We start from the raw sequence: 19,292 nt of genomic DNA on the forward strand, positions 1-19,292 counted from the left end.
AGCCGAGCATCGCAGACATTTTGCGATCAAGCGAGCGTTGTCTGAGCGGTTTCGCAGAAACCGCGAGTTTAGCGAGCGCGCAAAACGTCGAGAAGCCCAGGGAAGCCGCGCAGCGGGCAAACCGTTGCCGACGATAAGGAAACACCGCCCGTGACGAAATCAACCACCTCACTTCGAAAACATGGATTCCGGCATACCCCCGAATGACGAGGCCTGGATAACAGGTACAGGTATTATTTGTACACTACCCTGACCCGCTCATCACCCGCCAACTCACGCAACCGGTTCAGCAACTCATCCGTCGGATGCACCCGCCAGTCATCGCCCAGCGTCAGGTGCGCCTGCGCGCCATCACCCTGGTACTGGATACCCACCGGGCAATTACCTTCCCTGAATGGCGACAACACCCCGGCGAGGGATTTCATAAAACCGTTACCCGCCTTGCGCGCACCAACCTCCAGCACCAGTCGACGGGCAAACACTTCACGCGCCTGGTCCATTTCAAAAATCTTTTCCGCGTTGAGGCGCATGCTGTCGGTGTAATCATCGTGAGCCAGCGTGCCCTGCACGACCAGCACCTTGTCATTGGCGAGAATGGCCTGGTGCTGTTCGAACACGCGGGTGAACAGGCGCATTTCCATACGGCCGGTGCCATCGTCGAGGGTGAGAAAGGCCATGCGGCCGCCACTCTGTGTCGGACGGGTACGGAACTCGACCACCAGACCGGCAATCACCACGCTGCGCTCCTTGCCGCGTTGCCGTGAACCGGCTTCTGCGCTGTCGTCGACAAGATCGCTGAGCGGGCCTGTGATCATGCTGGCCAGTTCGTCGCGGTAACGGTCGATGGGATGACCGGTCAGGTACAGGCCGAGGGTTTCCTTCTCACCGGCGAGACGCTGTTCATCGTCCCATTCCGGTTGCACGGGAACTTCAACGGGCGGCACTTCACTGGGTGCGACCACATTGCCAAACATGTCGGTCTGGCCGGCAGCGGAATCACGCGAGTGCTGTTCGGCCAGTTTAATGGCATCCGGCAAACAGGCCATCAGCGTGGCGCGGTTCTCGCCCAGCTGGTCCAGCGCACCGCATCGAATCAGCGCCTCGTACACACGGCGCGTGACCTTGCGTGAGTCCACGCGCCGACAGAGATCGTGCAACGACACATAGGGGCCGTTCGCCGTGCGTTCATTGACAATCACTTCGATTGCACCCTCGCCCACCCCCTTGATGGCGCCAAGACCGTAAATCACTGTGCCGTTCGGCGCCTCTTCACTCACCGCTTCCACGGTAAACGCGTAGCCGGAACGGTTAATGTCCGGTGCAACCACTTGCAGCTGCATGTGCCGGCATTCGTCGATGAGCGTGACGACCTTGTCGGTATTGTCCATATCCGCGGACAACACGGCGGCCATGAACGGCGCCGGGTAATGGGCCTTGAGCCACGCGGTCTGGTAGGACACCAGCGCATAGGCAGCGGAGTGCGATTTATTGAAACCGTAACCGGCAAACTTCTCCATCAGGTCGAAGATATAGGTCGCAGTCTTCTCCTCCACACCACGTTCCAGCGCACCTTTGGTGAAGATATCGCGCTGCTTGGCCATTTCTTCCGGCTTCTTCTTGCCCATGGCGCGCCGTAACAGGTCGGCGCCGCCGAGGCTGTAGCCGGCCAGTGTCTGGGCAATCTGCATGACCTGTTCCTGGTAGAGAATAATACCGTAGGTCGGTTCCAGGATTGGCTCAAGGTCCGGGTGCGGGTATTCGATTCTGGCGCCGTGTTTTCGCGCAATGAAGTCATCCACCATGCCCGACTGCAGCGGGCCGGGACGGAACAACGCCACCAGTGCAACAATATCCTCGAAGGTATCCGGCTGCAGGCGTTTGATGAGATCCTTCATGCCGCGCGATTCCAGCTGGAACACGGCGGTGGTCTGGTAGGCCTTGAGCAGCCTGAAGGCTTTTTCGTCGTCGAGCGGAATGGTGGCAATGTCCAGCGGTGTTTCGCCCTGCTCGGCGCGCTGCTTGTTCGCCGTCTGCAACGCCCAGTCGATGATAGTGAGGGTACGCAGGCCGAGGAAATCGAATTTCACCAGGCCAACGGCTTCCACGTCATCCTTGTCGAACTGGCTGACGACATTGACACCGCCCTGTTCGCAATAGACCGGCGTAAAGTCGGTGAGCCTGGTCGGCGAAATTACCACGCCACCGGCGTGTTTGCCGGCGTTACGCTTCAGGCCTTCCAGCGAGCGCGCCATATCGATCAGGTCGCGAACCTCTTCATCGTTCTGGTACAGGTCTGCCAGCGCCTGCTCCTGTTGCAGCGCTTTCTCCAGCGTTATACCGATCTCGAACGGGATCAGCTTGGCAATACGGTCAACGAAACCGTACGGGTGCCCCAGCACGCGTCCGACATCACGCACGACCGCCTTGGCCGCCATGGAGCCGTAGGTGATGATCTGCGACACCTTGTCGCGACCATAATGCTGCGCCACATAATCGATCACCCGGTCGCGGCCTTCCATGCAGAAGTCCACGTCGAAGTCGGGCATGGAAACACGTTCCGGGTTCAGAAAACGCTCGAACAGCAGTTCGTACCTGAGCGGGTCGAGGTCGGTAATAGTCAGCGCATAGGCCACCAGCGACCCGGCACCGGAACCACGCCCCGGCCCCACCGGTACACCGTTCTGCTTGGCCCAGCGGATAAAATCAGCCACGATGAGAAAGTAACCCGGGAACCCCATCGAAATAATCACGCCAAGCTCAATCTCCAGACGCTCGTCGTAGGGCTTACGCTTTTCCGCGAAGTCTTCCGCTTCAGTGTCGAACAAAAATGCCAGGCGTTGTTCCAGGCCTGCACGCGCCTCGGCACGGAAAAACTCGTCCATGGTCATGCCGTCCGGCACCGGGAAGTCCGGGAGGTAATTCTTGCCCAGCGTCAACTCCAGGGTACAGCGGCGGGCGATTTCCACGCTGTTCTGTAGTGCTTCGGGGAGGTCGGAGAACAGCGCCTGCATTTCCTCCGGGCTGCGCAGGTACTGCTGCTCGGAATGGCGTTTGACACGGCGCTGGTCATCCAGTGTGCGGCCGTCATTAATGCACACACGCACTTCGTGGGCGTCGAATTCTTCCGGCCTGAGGAAATGCACGTCATTGGTGGCGACCACCGGCACATTGTGGCGCGCCGCAAGCACCACGGCCGCGTGCAGCCAGTCTTCCTCACCCTCGCGGCCGGTACGCTGCAATTCCAGGTAGAAATGATCGGGAAACAGTTCCTGCCAGCGTTGCAGGCGCTGTTCGGCAAGATCCGGGTTTCCGTCCAGGATGGCACTGCCGATATCCCCTTCGCGCCCGCCCGACAGGGCAATCAGGCCCTCGGTGGAACCGGGCAGCCAGTGCATGTCGATCATCGGCACTGACTGGTGCTGGCCTTCCAGGTAACTGCGCGATACCAGTTCGGTCATGTGCCGGTAACCGGTGCTGTTCTTGCACAACAGCACCAGCCGGAACGGTTGCGCGGGCTGTTCCGGGTTGCGCACCCGGATATCGACGCCAATAATGGGTTTTACCCCGGCCGCCAGCGCAGCACGGTAAAACTTGACCATCGCAAACAGGTTGCTCTGGTCCGTGACAGCCACTGCCGGCATGCCGGCTTCCGCTACGGCCTTCACCAGCGGTTTGATACGCACCGCGCCATCGACCAGCGAGTATTCGGTATGCAGATGGAGGTGGACGAAGCCGGGGTTCATGAGCGCAGTGTCGGGCTTTGCGGGCGGCGTTTCAAGACTTGACAATAGCCAGACCCGGGAGACAGCCCAGTCGGGGGTTCACAACCCGTACCCGGGTCTGTTCTCACACAGCCGGGCGGCAGTAGATTTCTGTTTGCCAGGCTGTGGTCATGGCCGGCTCGCCCTGCAAAACAAAGCCACGACGGGTTATCCAGTGGCGTATATCGGCCGGGTCGTACACATAAGGCCGGAACGCCGAGCCCAGCAGCTTCATGAGACCGGCCAGTACAGCCACGCCGGCGCGCGTGAGCCGGCGATCGCGCGGATAGGTCAACGCGATGACCCGCCGGGTCCGGTCGAGGGTAGCATCGAGCAACCGTTCCGGTTCAGGATAGCAACACACCACCTTGTCGAGAATGGCGATGTCCGCTTTCTCCAGGGCATCGGCCAGTTCGACAAAGTCACCCGGGTAATAGCGGGTGCGATCGCTGAGACCGGAGCGTTGCGCCAGGCGCCGTGCCTCCTCCAGCATACGCGGGGAAATATCCACGCCAACCGCCGCTGAAGCGCCCTGCTGCAACAGATACTGGTGCAATTGCCCGACGCCACAGCCAATTTCAAGCAGGGTGGCGTTCTCCATGCCGGCATTGCGTATCCCCTCGATCAAGTGTTTTTGAGTTGTCTCGAAGCCGAACAGGCGAAAGCGCCAGCGGTGCAGTGCGGCCAGACGGGAAAAGAAACGGTTGGTGTCAGAACAGGGAATGGTGCAACACGACATGGAGTGCGCCCTCCTTTGTATTCAGGGATCAGTATACCCGTGTTTCAAGAAAATCCGCTATCTCGGCCAGCATATCGTTAAAACCGGGGTTCCAGGTCAGCCGGCGAATCACCTGGCATTCGTCTGTTTCATCGAACATCTCGCCGAGACAATCTTCTTCACCCGCCTTGCACCGGCGGTACTTGTCAGGATCCAGCCGGTAATAGTGCGTACAGAAACGCAGCGCGCCCTGCTCACCATAATGCGGGTTTTCGGGTGACTGTAACAGCGAGGTGTGGGAATAGCTGCGTATACGCTGTTCGGGTAAACAGGCATTCTTCACATGAACACCCGCCGGCACCTCGGGGTGGCCAGTGCTGTAGTAGAGCATACGCTTTGCTGCGCCCTGCTGTCGCGCAAACCAGTCGAGTATCGCCGGGCTGTTGATCGTTGCATCATTCTCACTGGCGACGACAAACAGCGGGATTTCAAGCGCCGCGATCGAGGCAAGACGTTGCCGGGCTTCGGTAAGCCGGTAGACTTCGCAAATAGCGCGGTTGGCCAGCGACTCATATTTGAAGCAATCGCTATCCGGCTGCACATCAAACCAGGCAGCGCGCTGCCACCAGCGGCCCGCGGCGGCAAGTGGACAGACGACACGCACCAGCGGTGTAATGTGGATGGCGGGTGAAAACAGGAACAGGCCACTGAAGCGCGGTGTATGCAGGGCCTGGTAGAGGCTCAGTACGGCCCCCAGCGAGGAGCCCAGCAGGTAAAGTTCATCACTCTCTTCCGCCACTAAATCGATCAACAGGCGTTGTGCACTGACCCAGTCCTGCCAGCACACGCCCAGCAGATCTCCCGGCCGGGTACCGTGACCGGGCAGCTGCACTGACAGTACACGAAAACCCTGCGACTGGAACCAGCCGCCAATATCACGCATTAAAAATGGTGAGTCGGTGAGGCCGTGTGTCATGACAATTGTGCGGCGTGTTCCTTTATGATTTCGGGGTTCCAGCAGGAACGGGCTGTTGCCATCGACAATCGACTCACCGTTATCCGTATCGAGATCGGTGCGCGAAACGGCTACCCGCTGACGACAAAGCTGCAGGTAATCATCGAGCGACCCGACACCCTGCATCCATTCATGACCCGGTGTCTTCAGGCGGTGTCGTTCCGATAGCTCACCCGTTGCACCCAGCAGGCCGAGAATACTGTGCATGCGCGCCATAATCCGCCCTGTCAGCCCTCACCATCCAGTACCCGGCGCACCGGCGCGTAGGAACGCCGGTGCATCGGCGTCACACCGAGTGTGCGCAGTGCTTCGAGGTGCGCCTTGCTGGGATAACCCTTGTGACTGGAAAGGCCATAGCCGGGGTACTGCGCGTCCAGTGCAATCATTTCCCGGTCACGGCTGACCTTGGCAATGATGGAGGCGGCACTGATCGCCGGCACCCGGTCATCGCCTTTAATGACAGCTTCGCAGGGATGCCGCAACTCGGGGCAGCGATTGCCATCGACCAGTACCCGTTCCGGCTCGATCGAAAGGCCCTCGACGGCCCGGCGCATGGCCAGCAGGCTGGCCTGCAGTATATTGATGCGGTCGATCTCCTCGACCTCGGCACGCCCCAGTGACCAGGCCAGTGCGCAGTCGCAGATTTCATCGAACAGTGTTTCACGTCGCTTCTCGCTGAGCTTTTTGGAATCGCGCAAGCCATCGACAGGACACTGCGGGTCGAGAATGACAGCGGCAGCCACCACCGGGCCGGCCAGTGGACCACGCCCGACTTCGTCCACACCGGCGTGGCGAATACCGGGTTCTATCAAGTAAAGCTCGCCTTGTTCAACCACCGGCCATCTCCAGAATACTGTTTGCAGCGCACGAGGCCGCATCACGTTTCAGATCACGGTGTACCGCGGCAAAGGGTGCGACCTGGGCCGCGGCCCGCTGAGGATCCTGCAATAATGCCAGCAGCCCTTCCGCCAGGCGTGGCGGTGTCGCGTCCTGTTGCAGATATTCCGGCACCTGCATGCGTCCCAGCAACTGGTTTGGCAGGGAGACATACGGCGTTTTCAACAAGTGCCTCACCCACAAAGCTGTCAGTGGATGCAGGCGATAGGCCACCAGCATGGGTCGACCGACCAGCATACACTCCAGCGCCGCGGTACCGGATGCCAATAGTACGGCATCTGCAGCCTGCATGACGTGGCGCGCCTGTCCCTGGAAAAGCTCGACCGACAGGTCGCTGGCAACAGCAGACCTTGCCAGTATGCCCTGACAGTGACGGTACAGGGCGTCACTGGCTGCCGGTATCAGGAAAACCAGCTCCCCGGCCACCTGCTGGCAACGCTGTGCCGTTTCCAGAAACACGGGAAGCAGCCTGTCGATTTCACTGCGCCGACTGCCTGGCAACAGGGCCACGTAACGCCGCCCGCCTTCAAGCCCGAGTGAGGCCTGTGCCAGCGCCGGCTCACCCTGTTCGGGTATTTCATCGGCAAGCGGATGCCCGCTGCATACTGATGCAATATTGTGCTGTCGATAGAAGTGTTCCTCGAACGGGAACAGCGTGACTATCCGGTCCACGCTGCGGTGAATCTTTTTAACGCGGTACTGCCGCCAGGCCCAGACTGACGGACTGACCCAGTGCACGACCCGCACACCGACACGCCTGAGTCTTGCTTCCAGGGTGAAATTGAAATCCGGTGCATCGATTCCGACAAACACGTCAGGCGGGCTGTCCCTGAAGTATCGAAACAACCGGCGGCGCAGTGCCAGCAGCGAGGGCAAACGACCCAGCACCTCGGCAAGTCCCATCACCGATAATTCCCCGATATCCGCCAGGGCGGTACAACCGGCCTCGCGCATACGCGGGCCGGCCACGCCTTCAAACACGACGTCCGGATTACGCGCCTGTATCGCGCGGATCAATGTGGCGCCGAGCTGGTCTCCCGACATCTCCCCCGCCACCAGAGCGATACGCAGTCGCCGCGCCATCGTTACCGGGATTAACGCACGATACTGCGCTGGCGACCGGAAACAAAGGCCTGCAACCGTGCAATATCACCGTGCGCATCGTCCAGTAACGCCAGCTGTTCGATGGCCTGTTGTAATGGCAGGTCATCCCGGTACAACACGCGGTAGGCTTCCTTGAGCGTTCGGATGCGCGCCTCGTCAAAACCATTGCGCTTGAGGCCTTCGCTGTTCAGACCACGCGGCCGCGCCTTGCCTTCGCTGACAGTAATGAATGGCGGCACATCCTTGTTGATACGCGCGCCATAGGCGGAAAACGCATACTCGCCGATATGACAGAACTGGTGCACCAGCGTCGCACCGCCCAGCGTGACGTAATCGCCGACCTGTACATGCCCGGCCAGTGTTGTGTTGTTGGCCAGTACCACATGGTCGCCGATCTGGCAGTCATGGGCAATATGCACATAGGCCATGATCCAGTTATCGTCACCTACACGGGTTACGCCGGCGTCCTGCTCGGTGCCGCGGTTGATGGTGACATATTCGCGGATGGTATTGCCGTTGCCGATTTCCAGACGTGTACGCTCGCCGTTGTACTTCTTGTCCTGTGGCACGTCGCCGAGCGAGGCAAAAGAGAAAATACGGTTGTCGCGACCGATGGAGGTGTCACCGACTATCACCACGTGGGGCGCGATCCAGCAGCCGCTATCGATCTCAACGCCCGCGCCAATGATGCTGTATGGGCCAACAATGACGTCGGCGGCGACACGTGCCTGTGGATCGATGACCGCAGTGGGATGAACCAGGGAGACTTTATCGTTAACCGGCATGGGCAAACCATACCGGCAGCTGCTGTTGAATGGTAGTACCCTGCAAGTGGAGTCGGACTATTCGTCGATTTTGCGTTCGGTGCACATAATGACAGCGGTTGCCGCCACCTTGCCATCCACGGTGGCCCTGGTATCAAACACCCAGATACCCCGCCTGACCTTGAGGACATCCACCGACAGGCGTAACTGGTCACCCGGCTCCACCGGTTGTTTGAAACGCGCCTTGTCGATACCCACAAAATAGTAAAGCGAGTCACGTGCGGCATCCCGCCCTTCGCTGCGAAATGCCAGCAGACCGGTCGCCTGCGCCAGCGCCTCCAGAATCAGCACACCGGGCATGACCGGTTTTTCGGGGAAGTGCCCCTGAAAGAACGGTTCGTTGACGGACACATTCTTGATGGCCACCAGCGATTTTCCGGACTCGAACTCCAGCACCCGGTCCACCAGCAGAAACGGGTAGCGGTGCGGAAGGGTGTTCTTGATTTCGTTGATATCCATCATCAATTATTAAACCTGATTCGTGATTTATATTATAACAATCTATTTTTTCAGTATTTTTTCAATCCTGGCGATACGCTTTGCCAGGTCGTCCAGCTGCTTCATGCGCGCCGCATTGCGACGCCAGACAGTATTTTCCATCAGTGGCGTGCCGGCCGACCAGACACTGCCCGGCCGGGTGATAGAGCGCGTAATCATCGACATGCCGGTCACCGTCACATGGTCGGCAATTTCCAGGTGCCCGACGACACCCACGCCACCGGCCAGCTTGCAGTGCCGGCCAATGCGCGCACTGCCGGAAATACCGACACAGCCGGCAATGGCGGTATGCGCGCCGATAAACACATTGTGCGCCACTTGCACCTGATTATCGATGCGCACACCTTCCTCGATCACCGTATCCTCGAGTGCGCCCCGGTCGATGGTGGTACTGGCGCCGATATCCACATCGTCACCAATTCGCACACTGCCCAGTTGCGGGACTTTTTCCCAGCCATCCTCGACAGCGGCGATACCAAAACCTTCGCTGCCAATGACTGCACCAGGATGAATGGTGACGCGCCGGCCTATCTGCGCCCGGCCCAGCACCGTGACATTGGCGACCAGGCAGCTGCCTTCACCGATACTGACATCGGCATCGATCACACAACCCGGGCCGAGGTAGACACCTTTGCCAATGCGTGCACCTGATGCAACCACGACGTTTGCTTCGATACAGGCCTCGGCGTCAACTTCAGCAGCGGCATCAATCACGGCACTTGTGTGTATGCCAGGGGTCCGTGATTGTCCGGGATAGAGCAAACGCACTGCGCGCGCATAGTCCGCGTAGGGATTGGCCGAGACCAGTACTGCCACCGGGCAGTCATCGGCATCCTGCTCCGCCAGCAAAACGGCTGACAGCTGTGTACCCGCCAGGTACTTCCGGTAGGCAGGATTGGCAAGAAATCCCAGTGCACCGCTGGCGCCGTGCTGTAATGTCGATACCGAAGAGATCAGTGTATCACCGTCACCCCGCCAGGTAACACCCAACTGTTGCGCCAGTGCCGACAGGGTGAGCGGCATGGAGATACCTGCTAGCGCTTACTTGCTGCTGCCCGATTTGAAATCGCTGGTCAGTTTTTCCAGCACCATATCCGTGATATCCGAGCTTTTGTTCGCATAGACCACGCCCTGCCCGAGAATGATATCGAAGCCCTTTTCCACGGCCAGCGCACGCGTGGCTTCCAGCATCTGCCGCTGCAGCTGTGAGGTCACTTCGTTCTTGCGGATATTGAGATCATCGCGGAATTCCTCACGGGAGCGCTTCAGCTCCCGACTCTTTGACAGGATTTCCCTTTCCAGCTTGTTGCTCTGTGCCTCGCTCATCACGGCACCATCCTTTGCCAGCTTGTCCTCAAGCTTGCGGATTTCCTTCTGCAGCGCCAGTAGCTCCTGTTCGCGGGGTGCAAATTCCGACTCAATCTTGCTCTGCGCCGCCTTTGCCTGCGGTGCTTCCTCCATCATGCGCAGGAAATTCACCACTCCCACCGTCGTCTCGGCGTAAACCGGTGCGGCAAACGCGCCCAGCAACAATATCCCGCCTAATACAGCCTTTATCTTGTTCACAGCTTTCTCCTCAAAATGAACTCATGTTGAATACGCTATTTCTGCATCAGAACCCTGCACCCAGATTAAACTGGAAGAACTGTGTATCGTCATTAGCCTGGTCGTTAAACGCCTGTGCGACACTGATCGACAACGGGCCAACCGGTGATAACCAGATAGCCGCAAGACCGGCTGACATACGCAGGTCCTGCGCACTGAAGTCCTGCGTGGAAGCGTATACATTACCCACATCATAAAACAGGCTCAGCCGAACACTGTTGCTGGCGGACATGAACGGTGGCGGAAACACAATCTCCATATTGCCAACCGTCCGGAAACTGCCGCCAAGCGGATCGTTTCTTGAATCTCTCGGCCCCAGGGAATTATCCCGGTAACCGCGCACGGAACGCGTGCCGCCGGCGAAGAAGTTCTGGAAGAACGGCAGGTTGTCAAAATCGCCAAACCCGTCACCCCAGCCAATCTGCAACTTCGAAGACAGTACAAACAGGCGTGTCAGCGGCACATAGTGTTGCGCACGCAGGTTGAGCTTGTAGTATTCCAGCTCCGAGCCAGGCACTTTGGTTTCAACACTCACGCGCTGTACACCACCACTGGTCGGGAAGATACGACGGTTTCGTGTATCGTGCGAGAAACTGCCTACCAGCGTCAGGCTTTTGAACTCATCACCGTGCCGGGCAATAAAATCGGTTATCTGGGTGGATGAAAAACTCGACTCCCTGAGCGTGAGGCTGTCCGCCTTCAGGTCGAAATTGAAGGTATCGTATTCGTTAACCGGGAAGCCATAGCTAACATTGGCGCCAAAGGTGTCTGTTGAATAGCGGGCAATATTGGCCTGGCTGGCGTTCGTTTCGCGGTAAAACGCACCAAACCCGCGGCTGACACCATCCACCGTATAATAGGGATTGTTATAGGAAAAACTGAAAATCCGGTTAACCGAACTGTTATTGATCGACGCGGACACCCGCCTGCCGGTACCAAGAAAGTTATTCTGGGAGATACTGCCGTTCAGTAACAAGCCGGAGGTCTGGGAAAAACCGACACCCACCGAGATACTGCCCGATGGCTGTTCTGCGATGGAATAATTCACATCGACCTGGTCTGTCGTACCGGGTACAGCCGGTGTCTCCACGTTAACCGCAGAGAAAAATCCCAGCCGTTGCAGACGCGTGCGCGAGCGTTCAACTTTCTTTGCAGAAAACCAGCCGCCTTCCATCTGGCGCATTTCCTGGCGCATGACCTGATCGCGGGTCTTGGTGTTGCCGGCAAAGTTAATCCGGCGAACGTAGACGCGTTTGCCCGGATCGACAAAGAATGTCAGGGAGACGGTTCGCGTTTCTTCATCGATATCAGGAATCGTATTAACATTGGCAAAGGCATAACCCTTGTTGCCCAGGTGGTCCGAAAGACGCGTTACGGTACTGCTTACTTTTTTCCGCGAGAAGGTGTCGCCTGCATTTATCCTGAATTCGGGGAACAGTTCTTCGGCCGGCACAACCAGGTCACCTGAAAGTTTGATATCACTCACATGATACTGCTCACCTTCGGTGATATTGATGGTGATATAGATGTCTTTCTTGTCCGGAGTAATGGAAACCTGGGTGGAATCCACATTGAACTTGATGTAACCCCGGTCCTGGTAATACGAACGCAGCGTCTCCAGGTCGGCTGCCAGTTTCTGCCGGGAATACTGGTCGTCCCTGGTGTAAAAAGTCAACCAGCCAGGGGTTCGCTGTTCAAACTGATCAAGCAGGGTTTCATCGTCAAAAACGTTATTCCCGACGATATTGATCTGCTTGATGCGAGCAACGACACCCTCGGACACGTCGATAAGAATACCCACCCGGTTGCGCTCCAGGGGCGTTACGGTAGTCTTGATTTTTACGCCGTACTTGCCGCGGCTGAAATACTGCCGCTCCAGCTCCTGTTCAACCTGCTCCAGCAGCGAACGGTTAAACACCCGGCCTTCAGCAAGCCCGATGTCTTCCAGCGAGTCCAGCAATGGTTCAGTTTCGATATCGTCATTACCCTGAATCTTGATACTGGCGACGGCGGGACGCTCCTCGACCTTGACGACCAGCACGTCACCATCGCGTTCCAGTCGAATGTCGCGGAAATAGCCTGACTTGAACAGGGCGCGGATTGCGCGTTCCGATTCAAAGTCATTGAAGCGGTCGCCTACTTTTACCGGTAAGTAGTTAAATACCGTACCCGGCGCAATGCGCTGAAGTCCCTCGACGCGGATATCCTTGATATTAAACGGCTCGAAGGCGTGGGCCGATGACGCCAGCATCAGGCCCATAACCAGTGGTTTCAAACTAAATCGCATAAAAAATTCCGCAAACAGTCAGGTCCCGAACAAGCGGGACAAGTCGTTGTAAAAAGCAATACTCATCAGCAACAGCAACAACACAATACCGAGCTGTTGCCCGATCTGTTGCGCGTACTCGGACAGGGGCCGGCCCTGTATCCATTCGATAATGTTGTACAGCAGGTGTCCGCCATCGAGTATCGGGACAGGCAACAGGTTAAGCACCCCGAGACTGACACTGACAATGGCCAGAAACTTGAGGAAACTTGCCAGCCCTGCACTGGCGGAATAGCCCGCGTACTGCGCGATACTCAGCGGGCCGCTGATATTCTCAACCGAGGCTCGCCCGGCGAGCATGCCCCACAGTGTACGCACCGTCAGGGCCGAGGTTTCCCAGGTCTTGCTGATGGCACGCGCAACTGCGTCGGCGGCACTGTAACGTACTGTCACGCGCAGATCATCCCGCAGGTTGTTTGGCTGTTGTACCGCAGCACCGATCTTGCCGACAATCTCACCCGATTCCTCAACAGGCTCCGGTATCAGCTGGAGGTCAACAGGCTCACCCTCGCGCAGTACGCGAACGGTAATTTCTTCTCCGGGATGTGCACGAACATACTTCACCCACTCGTGCCAGAATTCGACGGGTTCACCATCTACCGCAATCACCTTGTCACCCGGTTTCATGCCGGCGCGTTCAGCCGGTTTGTCCGGCAGCACCCTTTCGATTAGCGCGGGAACTTTCGGCCGCCACACAGACAATCCCAGATTCTTCAGCAAACCACCTTTCGCCAGCGCATCAGGGGCCTGGCTGAAATCGATATAGCGCTCCTGCAAGCGTTCATTGCTGTCACGAACCTCGACCAGCGTACGGCTACGCGACAACGCGGCATCCAGCAGGGACATTGTGGCATCGTCCCAGGTGGCTGTCTTTGCACCATCAATGGAAATGATTTGGTCACCCTCCCGAAACCCTCCCTGCGCAGCAATGGAAGCCGGTTCGACAGGACCAAGTACCGGCTTCATGCCCGGCACACCACTGACAAACATCAACCAGAATGCGACGATGGCGAACAGGAAATTGAACAGTGGGCCGGCCAGTATGACCGCAGTTCGAATCCACAACGGCTTGTTATTGAAGGCGCGGGCGCGCTCTTCGTCTGCAACCGGGGCTTCGCGCTCATCGAGCATCTTGACATAACCGCCGAGTGGCAATGCCGCCACCACAAACTCGGTATTGTCCGCCCCGAAATTACGCCGCCATAATGGTTTGCCAAAGCCGATGGAAAACCGCAACACCTTGACGCCAAGTTTCCTGGCGACCCAGAAGTGCCCGAACTCATGCACCGCCACCAGTACGCTGATCGCAGCAATAAAGGCCAGCAACATCCCCGGAAAACTTGTCATGCCAGTTCTCCCGGGTGCGATGCCCCGTTAACCAGTGACCTCGCATACTCGCGCGCCTGCTGATCGGCACCAAGAATAACCTCCAGTGTTGTGGCCTCCTGCACGCCGATATGCGACAGCGTGGATTCTATAATGCCGGGTATGCCGGTAAAGGCCAGTTGCCGGTTGAGGAAAGCCTCGACCGCTATTTCATTGGCTGCATTCAGCACAGCGGAGGCAGTACCACCGGCCTGCCAGGCTTCCTGTGCCAGTCGCAGGCAGGGATACCGCGTCAGATCCGGTGCTTCGATATCCAGCCGGGGGATAGCAACGATGTCCAGCGGCTCCACGCCAGCATCGATGCGCTCGGGCCAGGCAAGACAGTGTGCGATTGGTGTGCGCATATCGGGGTTACCCAGCTGCGCCAGTACCGAACCGTCGTGATACTGCACCATGGAATGAATGACACTTTGCGGATGAATCACGACCTGAACATCCTTCGCGTCGGTTGAAAATAACCAGCAGGCCTCGATAACTTCCAGCCCCTTGTTCATCATGGTGGCAGAGTCCACTGAAATTTTTTGCCCCATGTCCCAGTTGGGATGGGCGCAGGCCTGCTCCGGGGTAATACCCCCAAGTTGTTCGATCGGCGTGGTCCGGAATGGCCCGCCGGATGCGGTAAGAAGAATGCTGCTGACAGCATCCGGCTGCCCCGTCCCTGGTACGAAAGATGCCGGCATGCACTGGAAAATGGCGTTGTGTTCGCTATCCACCGGCAACAACACGGCACCGCCGTCGCGAACCTGCTGCATAAACAGTGCGCCGGCCATCACCAGGGCTTCCTTGTTGGCAAGCAGCACGCGCTTGCCCGAACGCGCCGCTTCCAGTGCCGGCATCAGCCCGGCGGCACCCACGATAGCGGCCATGACACAATCCACTTCATCGAGGCTGGCGACACGCTGCAAACCCTCCGCACCGGCGAGCACTTCAATACCGGGCGCCACAGTACGCAGGCGTTGCTGCAACTGTTCCGCCGAATCACGATCGGCCATCACAGCATAGCGCGGCTGATGTTCGATACACTGAGTGCAAAGACCTTCGACATCACGGTTGGCCGTCAGCGCCACAACCCGGTAACGATCGGCATGGCGACTGATCACGTCGAGCGTACTGACACCGATAGAACCTGTTGCGCCGAGTATGGTTATGCCCTGGGGATTCATAATTCGATCCACCTCAGCCCAAACACAAACACCGGTGCGGCGGCCAGCAGGCTGTCGATACGATCCAGCACACCACCGTGTCCCGGAATCAGCGCACCGGAATCCTTCACGCCGTGATGGCGCTTCAGCAGGCTTTCCAGCAGATCGCCAGCGATGGAAAACAATACCGTGACCAGGCTGACCAGTGTAAAGCTTGCCAGCATGGCACCCTGTAAACCCAGGTACTGCCCAAACCCGAATGCGAACAGGGTACACACCGTCAGCGCACCCATCACACCTTCCCAGGTTTTACCCGGGCTGACCTGTGGCGCGAGCTTCGTCTTGCCCCACTGGCGCCCGGCAAAGTAAGCGCCACTGTCCGCAAACCAGATAAGGAACAGCAGATACAATACCCAGCGAGGCCCCTCGTCCGGACGGCTGTGCAAAACCACCAGTGCCAGCCAGGTACTGACCAGCACAGCAATGCCGAGCGCAAACTTGAAAACAGAATGCGCCGGTGTCTCGACACGACCAAGATCAGGCGAGGTTATCCAGAACAGGACAAGGATCCAGCCACCCATCGCGCCCCATAATATACTGTTGACCAGCAACTCACTTTGCGCGAATTGCCAGACCACGATCACTGTCGCAAGCGCTACGAGCACAAACGTGATGCGAGCCGCCAGACTTCGCAATGGAACCAGCGGCCCCCATTCCCAGGCACCCAGTAATACAGCCACTGCCGCCAGCATGGCAAAACCACTTAAATCGAGACGCAGTACCGCCAGCACCACCAGCGGCACAAGAATCAGTGCGCTGAGGATACGCTGTTTAAGCACTGCCGGCCTGCTCCACCTGGTCGCCGGTTTTACCAAAGCGCCGTTGTCGGCCGGCAAAGGATTGCAGTGCTTCATCAAACGCAGCAACATCAAAATCCGGCCATAACAAATCCGTAAAATAAAGTTCGGTATAGGCCAGTTGCCACAACATGAAATTACTGATCCGCTGTTCACCGCCGGTACGGATAAACAGGTCCGGCTCGGGCAGGTCGGTAATCGACAATTCCCTGCCCAGCAAGTCGCTGTCAATCTCCCCGGGCTGAAGCTCCCCGTTGGCCACTCTTTCCGCCAGTCGCCTGGCGGCAGCGGCCATGTCCCAGCGCCCCCCGTAGTTTGCTGCGATAGCCAGTGTCATACCGGTATTCCCGGCAGTCTGCGCTTCGGCACTGTCCATCATTGACTGGAGCTTGTCGTTGAATGCACTGCGGTCACCAATAAATCTCAACTGCACATTGTTCTTATCCAGTCGCGCAACTTCCTTGCGCAGGGTGCGAAGAAACAACTCCATCAACAACCCCACCTCGGTTTTCGGTCGCCGCCAGTTTTCACTGGAGAAAGCAAACAGGGTAAGCACCTCAACACCACGGGTGCGACAGGATTCGACAATACGCCGTACTGCCTTGACGCCTTCCCGGTGTCCCATATAGCGCGGCAACATACGCTGTCGCGCCCAGCGCCCGTTGCCATCCATGATGATGGCAACATGGCGCGGCAGGCGCTGTTCTGCGACTTGTGTTCCGGCCTGGACGGGCTCCTGTGACATGTGCTTGATCTTTATCAGCCTGTTTCCGGGTGATGCCGGGTCAGATTTCCATCAACTCCGCTTCCTTGACCTCAACCAGCTTCTCGACTTCTTCAACATACTGGTCGGTCAGCTTCTGTATGCGATCACTGGCGCGGCGCTCATCGTCCTCGGAAATCTCCTTTTCCTTAAGCAGCTCCCTGAAATCACTGTTGGCGTCGCGGCGGATATTACGGATGGCGACGCGCGCGCCTTCCGCTTCACTGCGAACGATTTTCACCATATCGCGACGACGTTCTTCGGTCAGTGGCGGCATGGGAATGCGTATTACCGTCCCGGCCGTGTTCGGATTCAGCCCCAGGTCAGATTTCATAATGGCTTTTTCAACCGCCTGCACCATTTGCTTCTCCCAGGGGTTGACCACCAGCGTGCGGGAATCTTCCACGTTGATGTTTGCCACCTGGCTGAGCGGAACTTCCGAACCATAATAATCGACCTTCACATGGTCGAGCAGGCTGGGGTGCGCCCTGCCGGTGCGGATTTTGCTCAAGGCCTGTTTGAACGCCTCGATACTCTTGCCCATTCGGGATTTGGCATCTTCTATTATTTCTTCAATCATTTTCTACTCCACCAGTGTTCCGACGGCTTCACCCTGAACCACACGCAGCAGGTTGCCCGGCTGAAACAGATCGAACACACGTACGGGAACATTCTGGTCACGGCACAGAACCAGCGCCGTGGTATCCATCACACCCAGCTTTTTGACAATGGCCTCGTCATAACTGAGCTTTTCGTAACGTACTGCATCCGGGTTCTTCATCGGGTCGGAATCATAGACGCCGTCGACCTTGGTCGCCTTGAGCATAATCTCGGCGCCGATCTCGATGGCGCGCAGACTGGCGGCAGAGTCCGTAGTAAAGAACGGGTTACCGGTGCCGGCAGCAAACAGCACGATACGTCCCTTTTCCAGGTGGCGAACGGCACGGCGCCGGATATAGTCCTCACTGACCTGGTTGATTTTCAGTGCGGACATCACCCGGCACTGACTGCCGAGTTTTTCCAGCGCATCCTGCATCGCCAGCGCATTGATCACCGTGGCCAGCATACCCATGTGATCGCCGGTGACCCGGTCAATGCCACCCTGGGCCAGCCCTGCGCCGCGGAAAATGTTACCCCCGCCGATGACCAGACCAATTTCCACGCCCTGTTCAGCCAGGTCCTGTATCTCACCTGCCACCCGGAGAATGGTTTCCGGATCGATCCCGTAGTCACCGTCTCCCATCAGTGCTTCGCCGCTGATCTTCAGGAGGATGCGGCGATAGGCCAGTTTCTTTTGATTCATAGGTTTATTTACAATAAGTTATAGAACTATTTTAAGTAAATTTATCATTACTGGTGCTGCGGCACCAGCGATGATTTCGCTAAATCGGACGCAGGTACGAAACGGGGCCGCAATGCGACCCCGTGAATCATACCGGCAAGTGGACTTCGCGTCCTCCCCGGCAAGGCGTCGACTCAGCTACCCTGAACCTGCGCCATAACCTCTTCGGCAAAGTTTTCGGTCTTCTTCTCGACACCTTCACCCAGTTCGAGGCGGTCAAAGCCCTTCACCGTGGCACCGGCAGCCTTGAGCAACTTGCCAACGGTCTGATCCGGATCCTTGACGAAAGGCTGGCCCAGCAGGGTAATTTCACCCAGGAACTTGCGAATACGACCGCTGACCATTTTCTCGATGATCTCGGCCGGCTTGCCACTGGCTTCTGCCTGCGCGGAAAAAATGTTCTTTTCCTTGTCGAGCATTTCCTGCGGCACTTCGCTTTCATCGACACACACCGGCTTTGATGCCGCTATGTGCATGGCCACATCGCGCGCCAGCGCGGCATCGCCACCTTCCACTTCAACCAGCACGCCAATGCGCTCTCCGTGCAGGTAGCTGGAAAGATTGCCGCCGCTCGCTTCGCGGCGCACGAAACGGCGCACATTGATGTTTTCACCAATGGTTGCGATCAGGCCACGACGCGCTTCATCGACGGTTTCACCACCATCGGTCAGCGGCATGGCCATCAGGGCTTCAATATCAGCCGGCGCATCAGCCAGAATCCGCTTCGCAACCGCGCGGGCGAAATTCTGGAAATCGTCTTTCTTCGCCACAAAGTCGGTTTCGGAATTGACTTCAACCATCGCGGCTGTCTTGCCGTCACCACTGACTTCAACAATGATTGCACCTTCGGCCGCGACACGGCCGGCCTTCTTGTCAGCCTTGGCCAGACCGGATTTGCGCAGGGCCTCGGCGGCTGCATCCATATCGCCGTCCGCATCCACCAGTGCCTTCTTGCACTCCATCATGCCGCAGCCGGTACGCTGGCGCAGTTCTTTAACCTGCGCTGCAGAGATTGCCATGATTAATACCTCTTGAAAAAATTGCTGAATAAAGA

17 protein-coding genes are annotated in these 19,292 nt (G+C 57.9%); all 17 read right to left on the reverse strand.

From position 1 onward, the window contains the following. Window positions 1-233: 233 nt before the first annotated feature. Window positions 234-3,743, reverse strand: coding sequence for a DNA polymerase III subunit alpha (gene dnaE / locus ACW81B_RS02620; protein ID WP_491578651.1), 3,510 nt, complete (start codon window positions 3,741-3,743; stop codon window positions 234-236). Window positions 3,744-3,846: 103 nt separating this feature from the next. Continuing rightward, window positions 3,847-4,500 (reverse strand): class I SAM-dependent methyltransferase, encoded by a 654-nt coding sequence (locus tag ACW81B_RS02625; RefSeq protein WP_491578652.1) that lies wholly within the window; start codon window positions 4,498-4,500, stop codon window positions 3,847-3,849. A 28-nt stretch (window positions 4,501-4,528) separates the two neighbouring features. Next, entirely contained in the window at window positions 4,529-5,701 is a 1,173-nt protein-coding gene (locus ACW81B_RS02630; protein ID WP_491578653.1) for an alpha/beta hydrolase, read from the reverse strand. Window positions 5,702-5,721: 20 nt separating this feature from the next. Next, complete coding sequence (gene rnhB, locus ACW81B_RS02635) at window positions 5,722-6,330, reverse strand: ribonuclease HII (protein WP_491578654.1); 609 nt, start codon at window positions 6,328-6,330, stop codon at window positions 5,722-5,724. Beyond that, window positions 6,323-7,474 (reverse strand): lipid-A-disaccharide synthase, encoded by a 1,152-nt coding sequence (lpxB, locus tag ACW81B_RS02640; protein ID WP_491578655.1) that lies wholly within the window; start codon window positions 7,472-7,474, stop codon window positions 6,323-6,325. The genes rnhB and lpxB overlap by 8 nt, the downstream gene beginning before the upstream one ends. An 11-nt stretch (window positions 7,475-7,485) precedes the next feature. Continuing rightward, on the reverse strand, window positions 7,486-8,280 hold the full coding sequence (lpxA, locus tag ACW81B_RS02645; RefSeq protein WP_491578656.1) for an acyl-ACP--UDP-N-acetylglucosamine O-acyltransferase: 795 nt from the start codon (window positions 8,278-8,280) through the stop codon (window positions 7,486-7,488). Between the two features lie 57 nt (window positions 8,281-8,337). After that, window positions 8,338-8,781, reverse strand: a complete 444-nt coding sequence (gene fabZ, locus ACW81B_RS02650) for a 3-hydroxyacyl-ACP dehydratase FabZ (RefSeq protein ID WP_491578657.1) — start codon at window positions 8,779-8,781, stop codon at window positions 8,338-8,340. 39 nt (window positions 8,782-8,820) lie between these two features. Beyond that, window positions 8,821-9,840, reverse strand: coding sequence for a UDP-3-O-(3-hydroxymyristoyl)glucosamine N-acyltransferase (gene lpxD, locus ACW81B_RS02655; protein ID WP_491578658.1), 1,020 nt, complete (start codon window positions 9,838-9,840; stop codon window positions 8,821-8,823). Window positions 9,841-9,858: 18 nt separating this feature from the next. Next, the gene (locus ACW81B_RS02660; protein ID WP_491578659.1) at window positions 9,859-10,383 is read right to left on the reverse strand and encodes an OmpH/Skp family outer membrane protein; all 525 of its coding nucleotides are present in this window, start codon (window positions 10,381-10,383) and stop codon (window positions 9,859-9,861) included. A gap of 46 nt (window positions 10,384-10,429) precedes the next feature. Next, complete coding sequence (bamA, locus tag ACW81B_RS02665) at window positions 10,430-12,709, reverse strand: outer membrane protein assembly factor BamA (protein ID WP_491578660.1); 2,280 nt, start codon at window positions 12,707-12,709, stop codon at window positions 10,430-10,432. An 18-nt stretch (window positions 12,710-12,727) separates the two neighbouring features. After that, window positions 12,728-14,095: an RIP metalloprotease RseP gene (gene rseP, locus ACW81B_RS02670; protein WP_491578661.1), complete on the reverse strand. Its 1,368-nt coding sequence runs from the start codon at window positions 14,093-14,095 to the stop codon at window positions 12,728-12,730. Continuing rightward, window positions 14,092-15,297, reverse strand: coding sequence for a 1-deoxy-D-xylulose-5-phosphate reductoisomerase (ispC, locus tag ACW81B_RS02675; RefSeq protein ID WP_491578662.1), 1,206 nt, complete (start codon window positions 15,295-15,297; stop codon window positions 14,092-14,094). The genes rseP and ispC overlap by 4 nt, the downstream gene beginning before the upstream one ends. After that, window positions 15,294-16,115 (reverse strand): phosphatidate cytidylyltransferase, encoded by an 822-nt coding sequence (locus tag ACW81B_RS02680; protein WP_491578663.1) that lies wholly within the window; start codon window positions 16,113-16,115, stop codon window positions 15,294-15,296. Before ACW81B_RS02680 ends, ispC begins: the two co-directional genes overlap by 4 nt. Beyond that, window positions 16,108-16,878 (reverse strand): undecaprenyl pyrophosphate synthase, encoded by a 771-nt coding sequence (gene uppS / locus ACW81B_RS02685; protein WP_491578664.1) that lies wholly within the window; start codon window positions 16,876-16,878, stop codon window positions 16,108-16,110. The genes ACW81B_RS02680 and uppS overlap by 8 nt, the downstream gene beginning before the upstream one ends. Before the next feature lie 40 nt (window positions 16,879-16,918). After that, complete coding sequence (frr, locus tag ACW81B_RS02690) at window positions 16,919-17,476, reverse strand: ribosome recycling factor (RefSeq protein ID WP_491578665.1); 558 nt, start codon at window positions 17,474-17,476, stop codon at window positions 16,919-16,921. 3 nt (window positions 17,477-17,479) lie between these two features. Then, window positions 17,480-18,199, reverse strand: coding sequence for a UMP kinase (pyrH, locus tag ACW81B_RS02695; RefSeq protein ID WP_491578666.1), 720 nt, complete (start codon window positions 18,197-18,199; stop codon window positions 17,480-17,482). A gap of 173 nt (window positions 18,200-18,372) precedes the next feature. Next, a complete protein-coding gene (gene tsf, locus ACW81B_RS02700) occupies window positions 18,373-19,257 on the reverse strand; it encodes a translation elongation factor Ts (protein ID WP_491578667.1) in 885 nt (294 codons plus the stop codon). Window positions 19,258-19,292 lie beyond the last annotated feature (35 nt).

Source organism: Thiogranum sp., from assembly GCF_058323355.1.

What these genes read in the sequence shown, in the direction of transcription:
- dnaE (WP_491578651.1), bottom strand. Translation starts at nt 3,743, where the DNA reads ATGAACCCCGGCTTCGTCCACCTCCATCTGCATACCGAATACTCGCTG.
- ACW81B_RS02625 (WP_491578652.1), bottom strand. Translation starts at nt 4,500, where the DNA reads ATGTCGTGTTGCACCATTCCCTGTTCTGACACCAACCGTTTCTTTTCC.
- ACW81B_RS02630 (WP_491578653.1), bottom strand. Translation starts at nt 5,701, where the DNA reads ATGCACAGTATTCTCGGCCTGCTGGGTGCAACGGGTGAGCTATCGGAA.
- lpxB (WP_491578655.1), bottom strand. Translation starts at nt 7,474, where the DNA reads ATGGCGCGGCGACTGCGTATCGCTCTGGTGGCGGGGGAGATGTCGGGA.
- lpxA (WP_491578656.1), bottom strand. Translation starts at nt 8,280, where the DNA reads ATGCCGGTTAACGATAAAGTCTCCCTGGTTCATCCCACTGCGGTCATC.
- fabZ (WP_491578657.1), bottom strand. Translation starts at nt 8,781, where the DNA reads ATGATGGATATCAACGAAATCAAGAACACCCTTCCGCACCGCTACCCG.
- lpxD (WP_491578658.1), bottom strand. Translation starts at nt 9,840, where the DNA reads ATGCCGCTCACCCTGTCGGCACTGGCGCAACAGTTGGGTGTTACCTGG.
- bamA (WP_491578660.1), bottom strand. Translation starts at nt 12,709, where the DNA reads ATGCGATTTAGTTTGAAACCACTGGTTATGGGCCTGATGCTGGCGTCA.
- rseP (WP_491578661.1), bottom strand. Translation starts at nt 14,095, where the DNA reads ATGACAAGTTTTCCGGGGATGTTGCTGGCCTTTATTGCTGCGATCAGC.
- ispC (WP_491578662.1), bottom strand. Translation starts at nt 15,297, where the DNA reads ATGAATCCCCAGGGCATAACCATACTCGGCGCAACAGGTTCTATCGGT.
- uppS (WP_491578664.1), bottom strand. Translation starts at nt 16,878, where the DNA reads ATGTCACAGGAGCCCGTCCAGGCCGGAACACAAGTCGCAGAACAGCGC.
- frr (WP_491578665.1), bottom strand. Translation starts at nt 17,476, where the DNA reads ATGATTGAAGAAATAATAGAAGATGCCAAATCCCGAATGGGCAAGAGT.
- pyrH (WP_491578666.1), bottom strand. Translation starts at nt 18,199, where the DNA reads ATGAATCAAAAGAAACTGGCCTATCGCCGCATCCTCCTGAAGATCAGC.
- tsf (WP_491578667.1), bottom strand. Translation starts at nt 19,257, where the DNA reads ATGGCAATCTCTGCAGCGCAGGTTAAAGAACTGCGCCAGCGTACCGGC.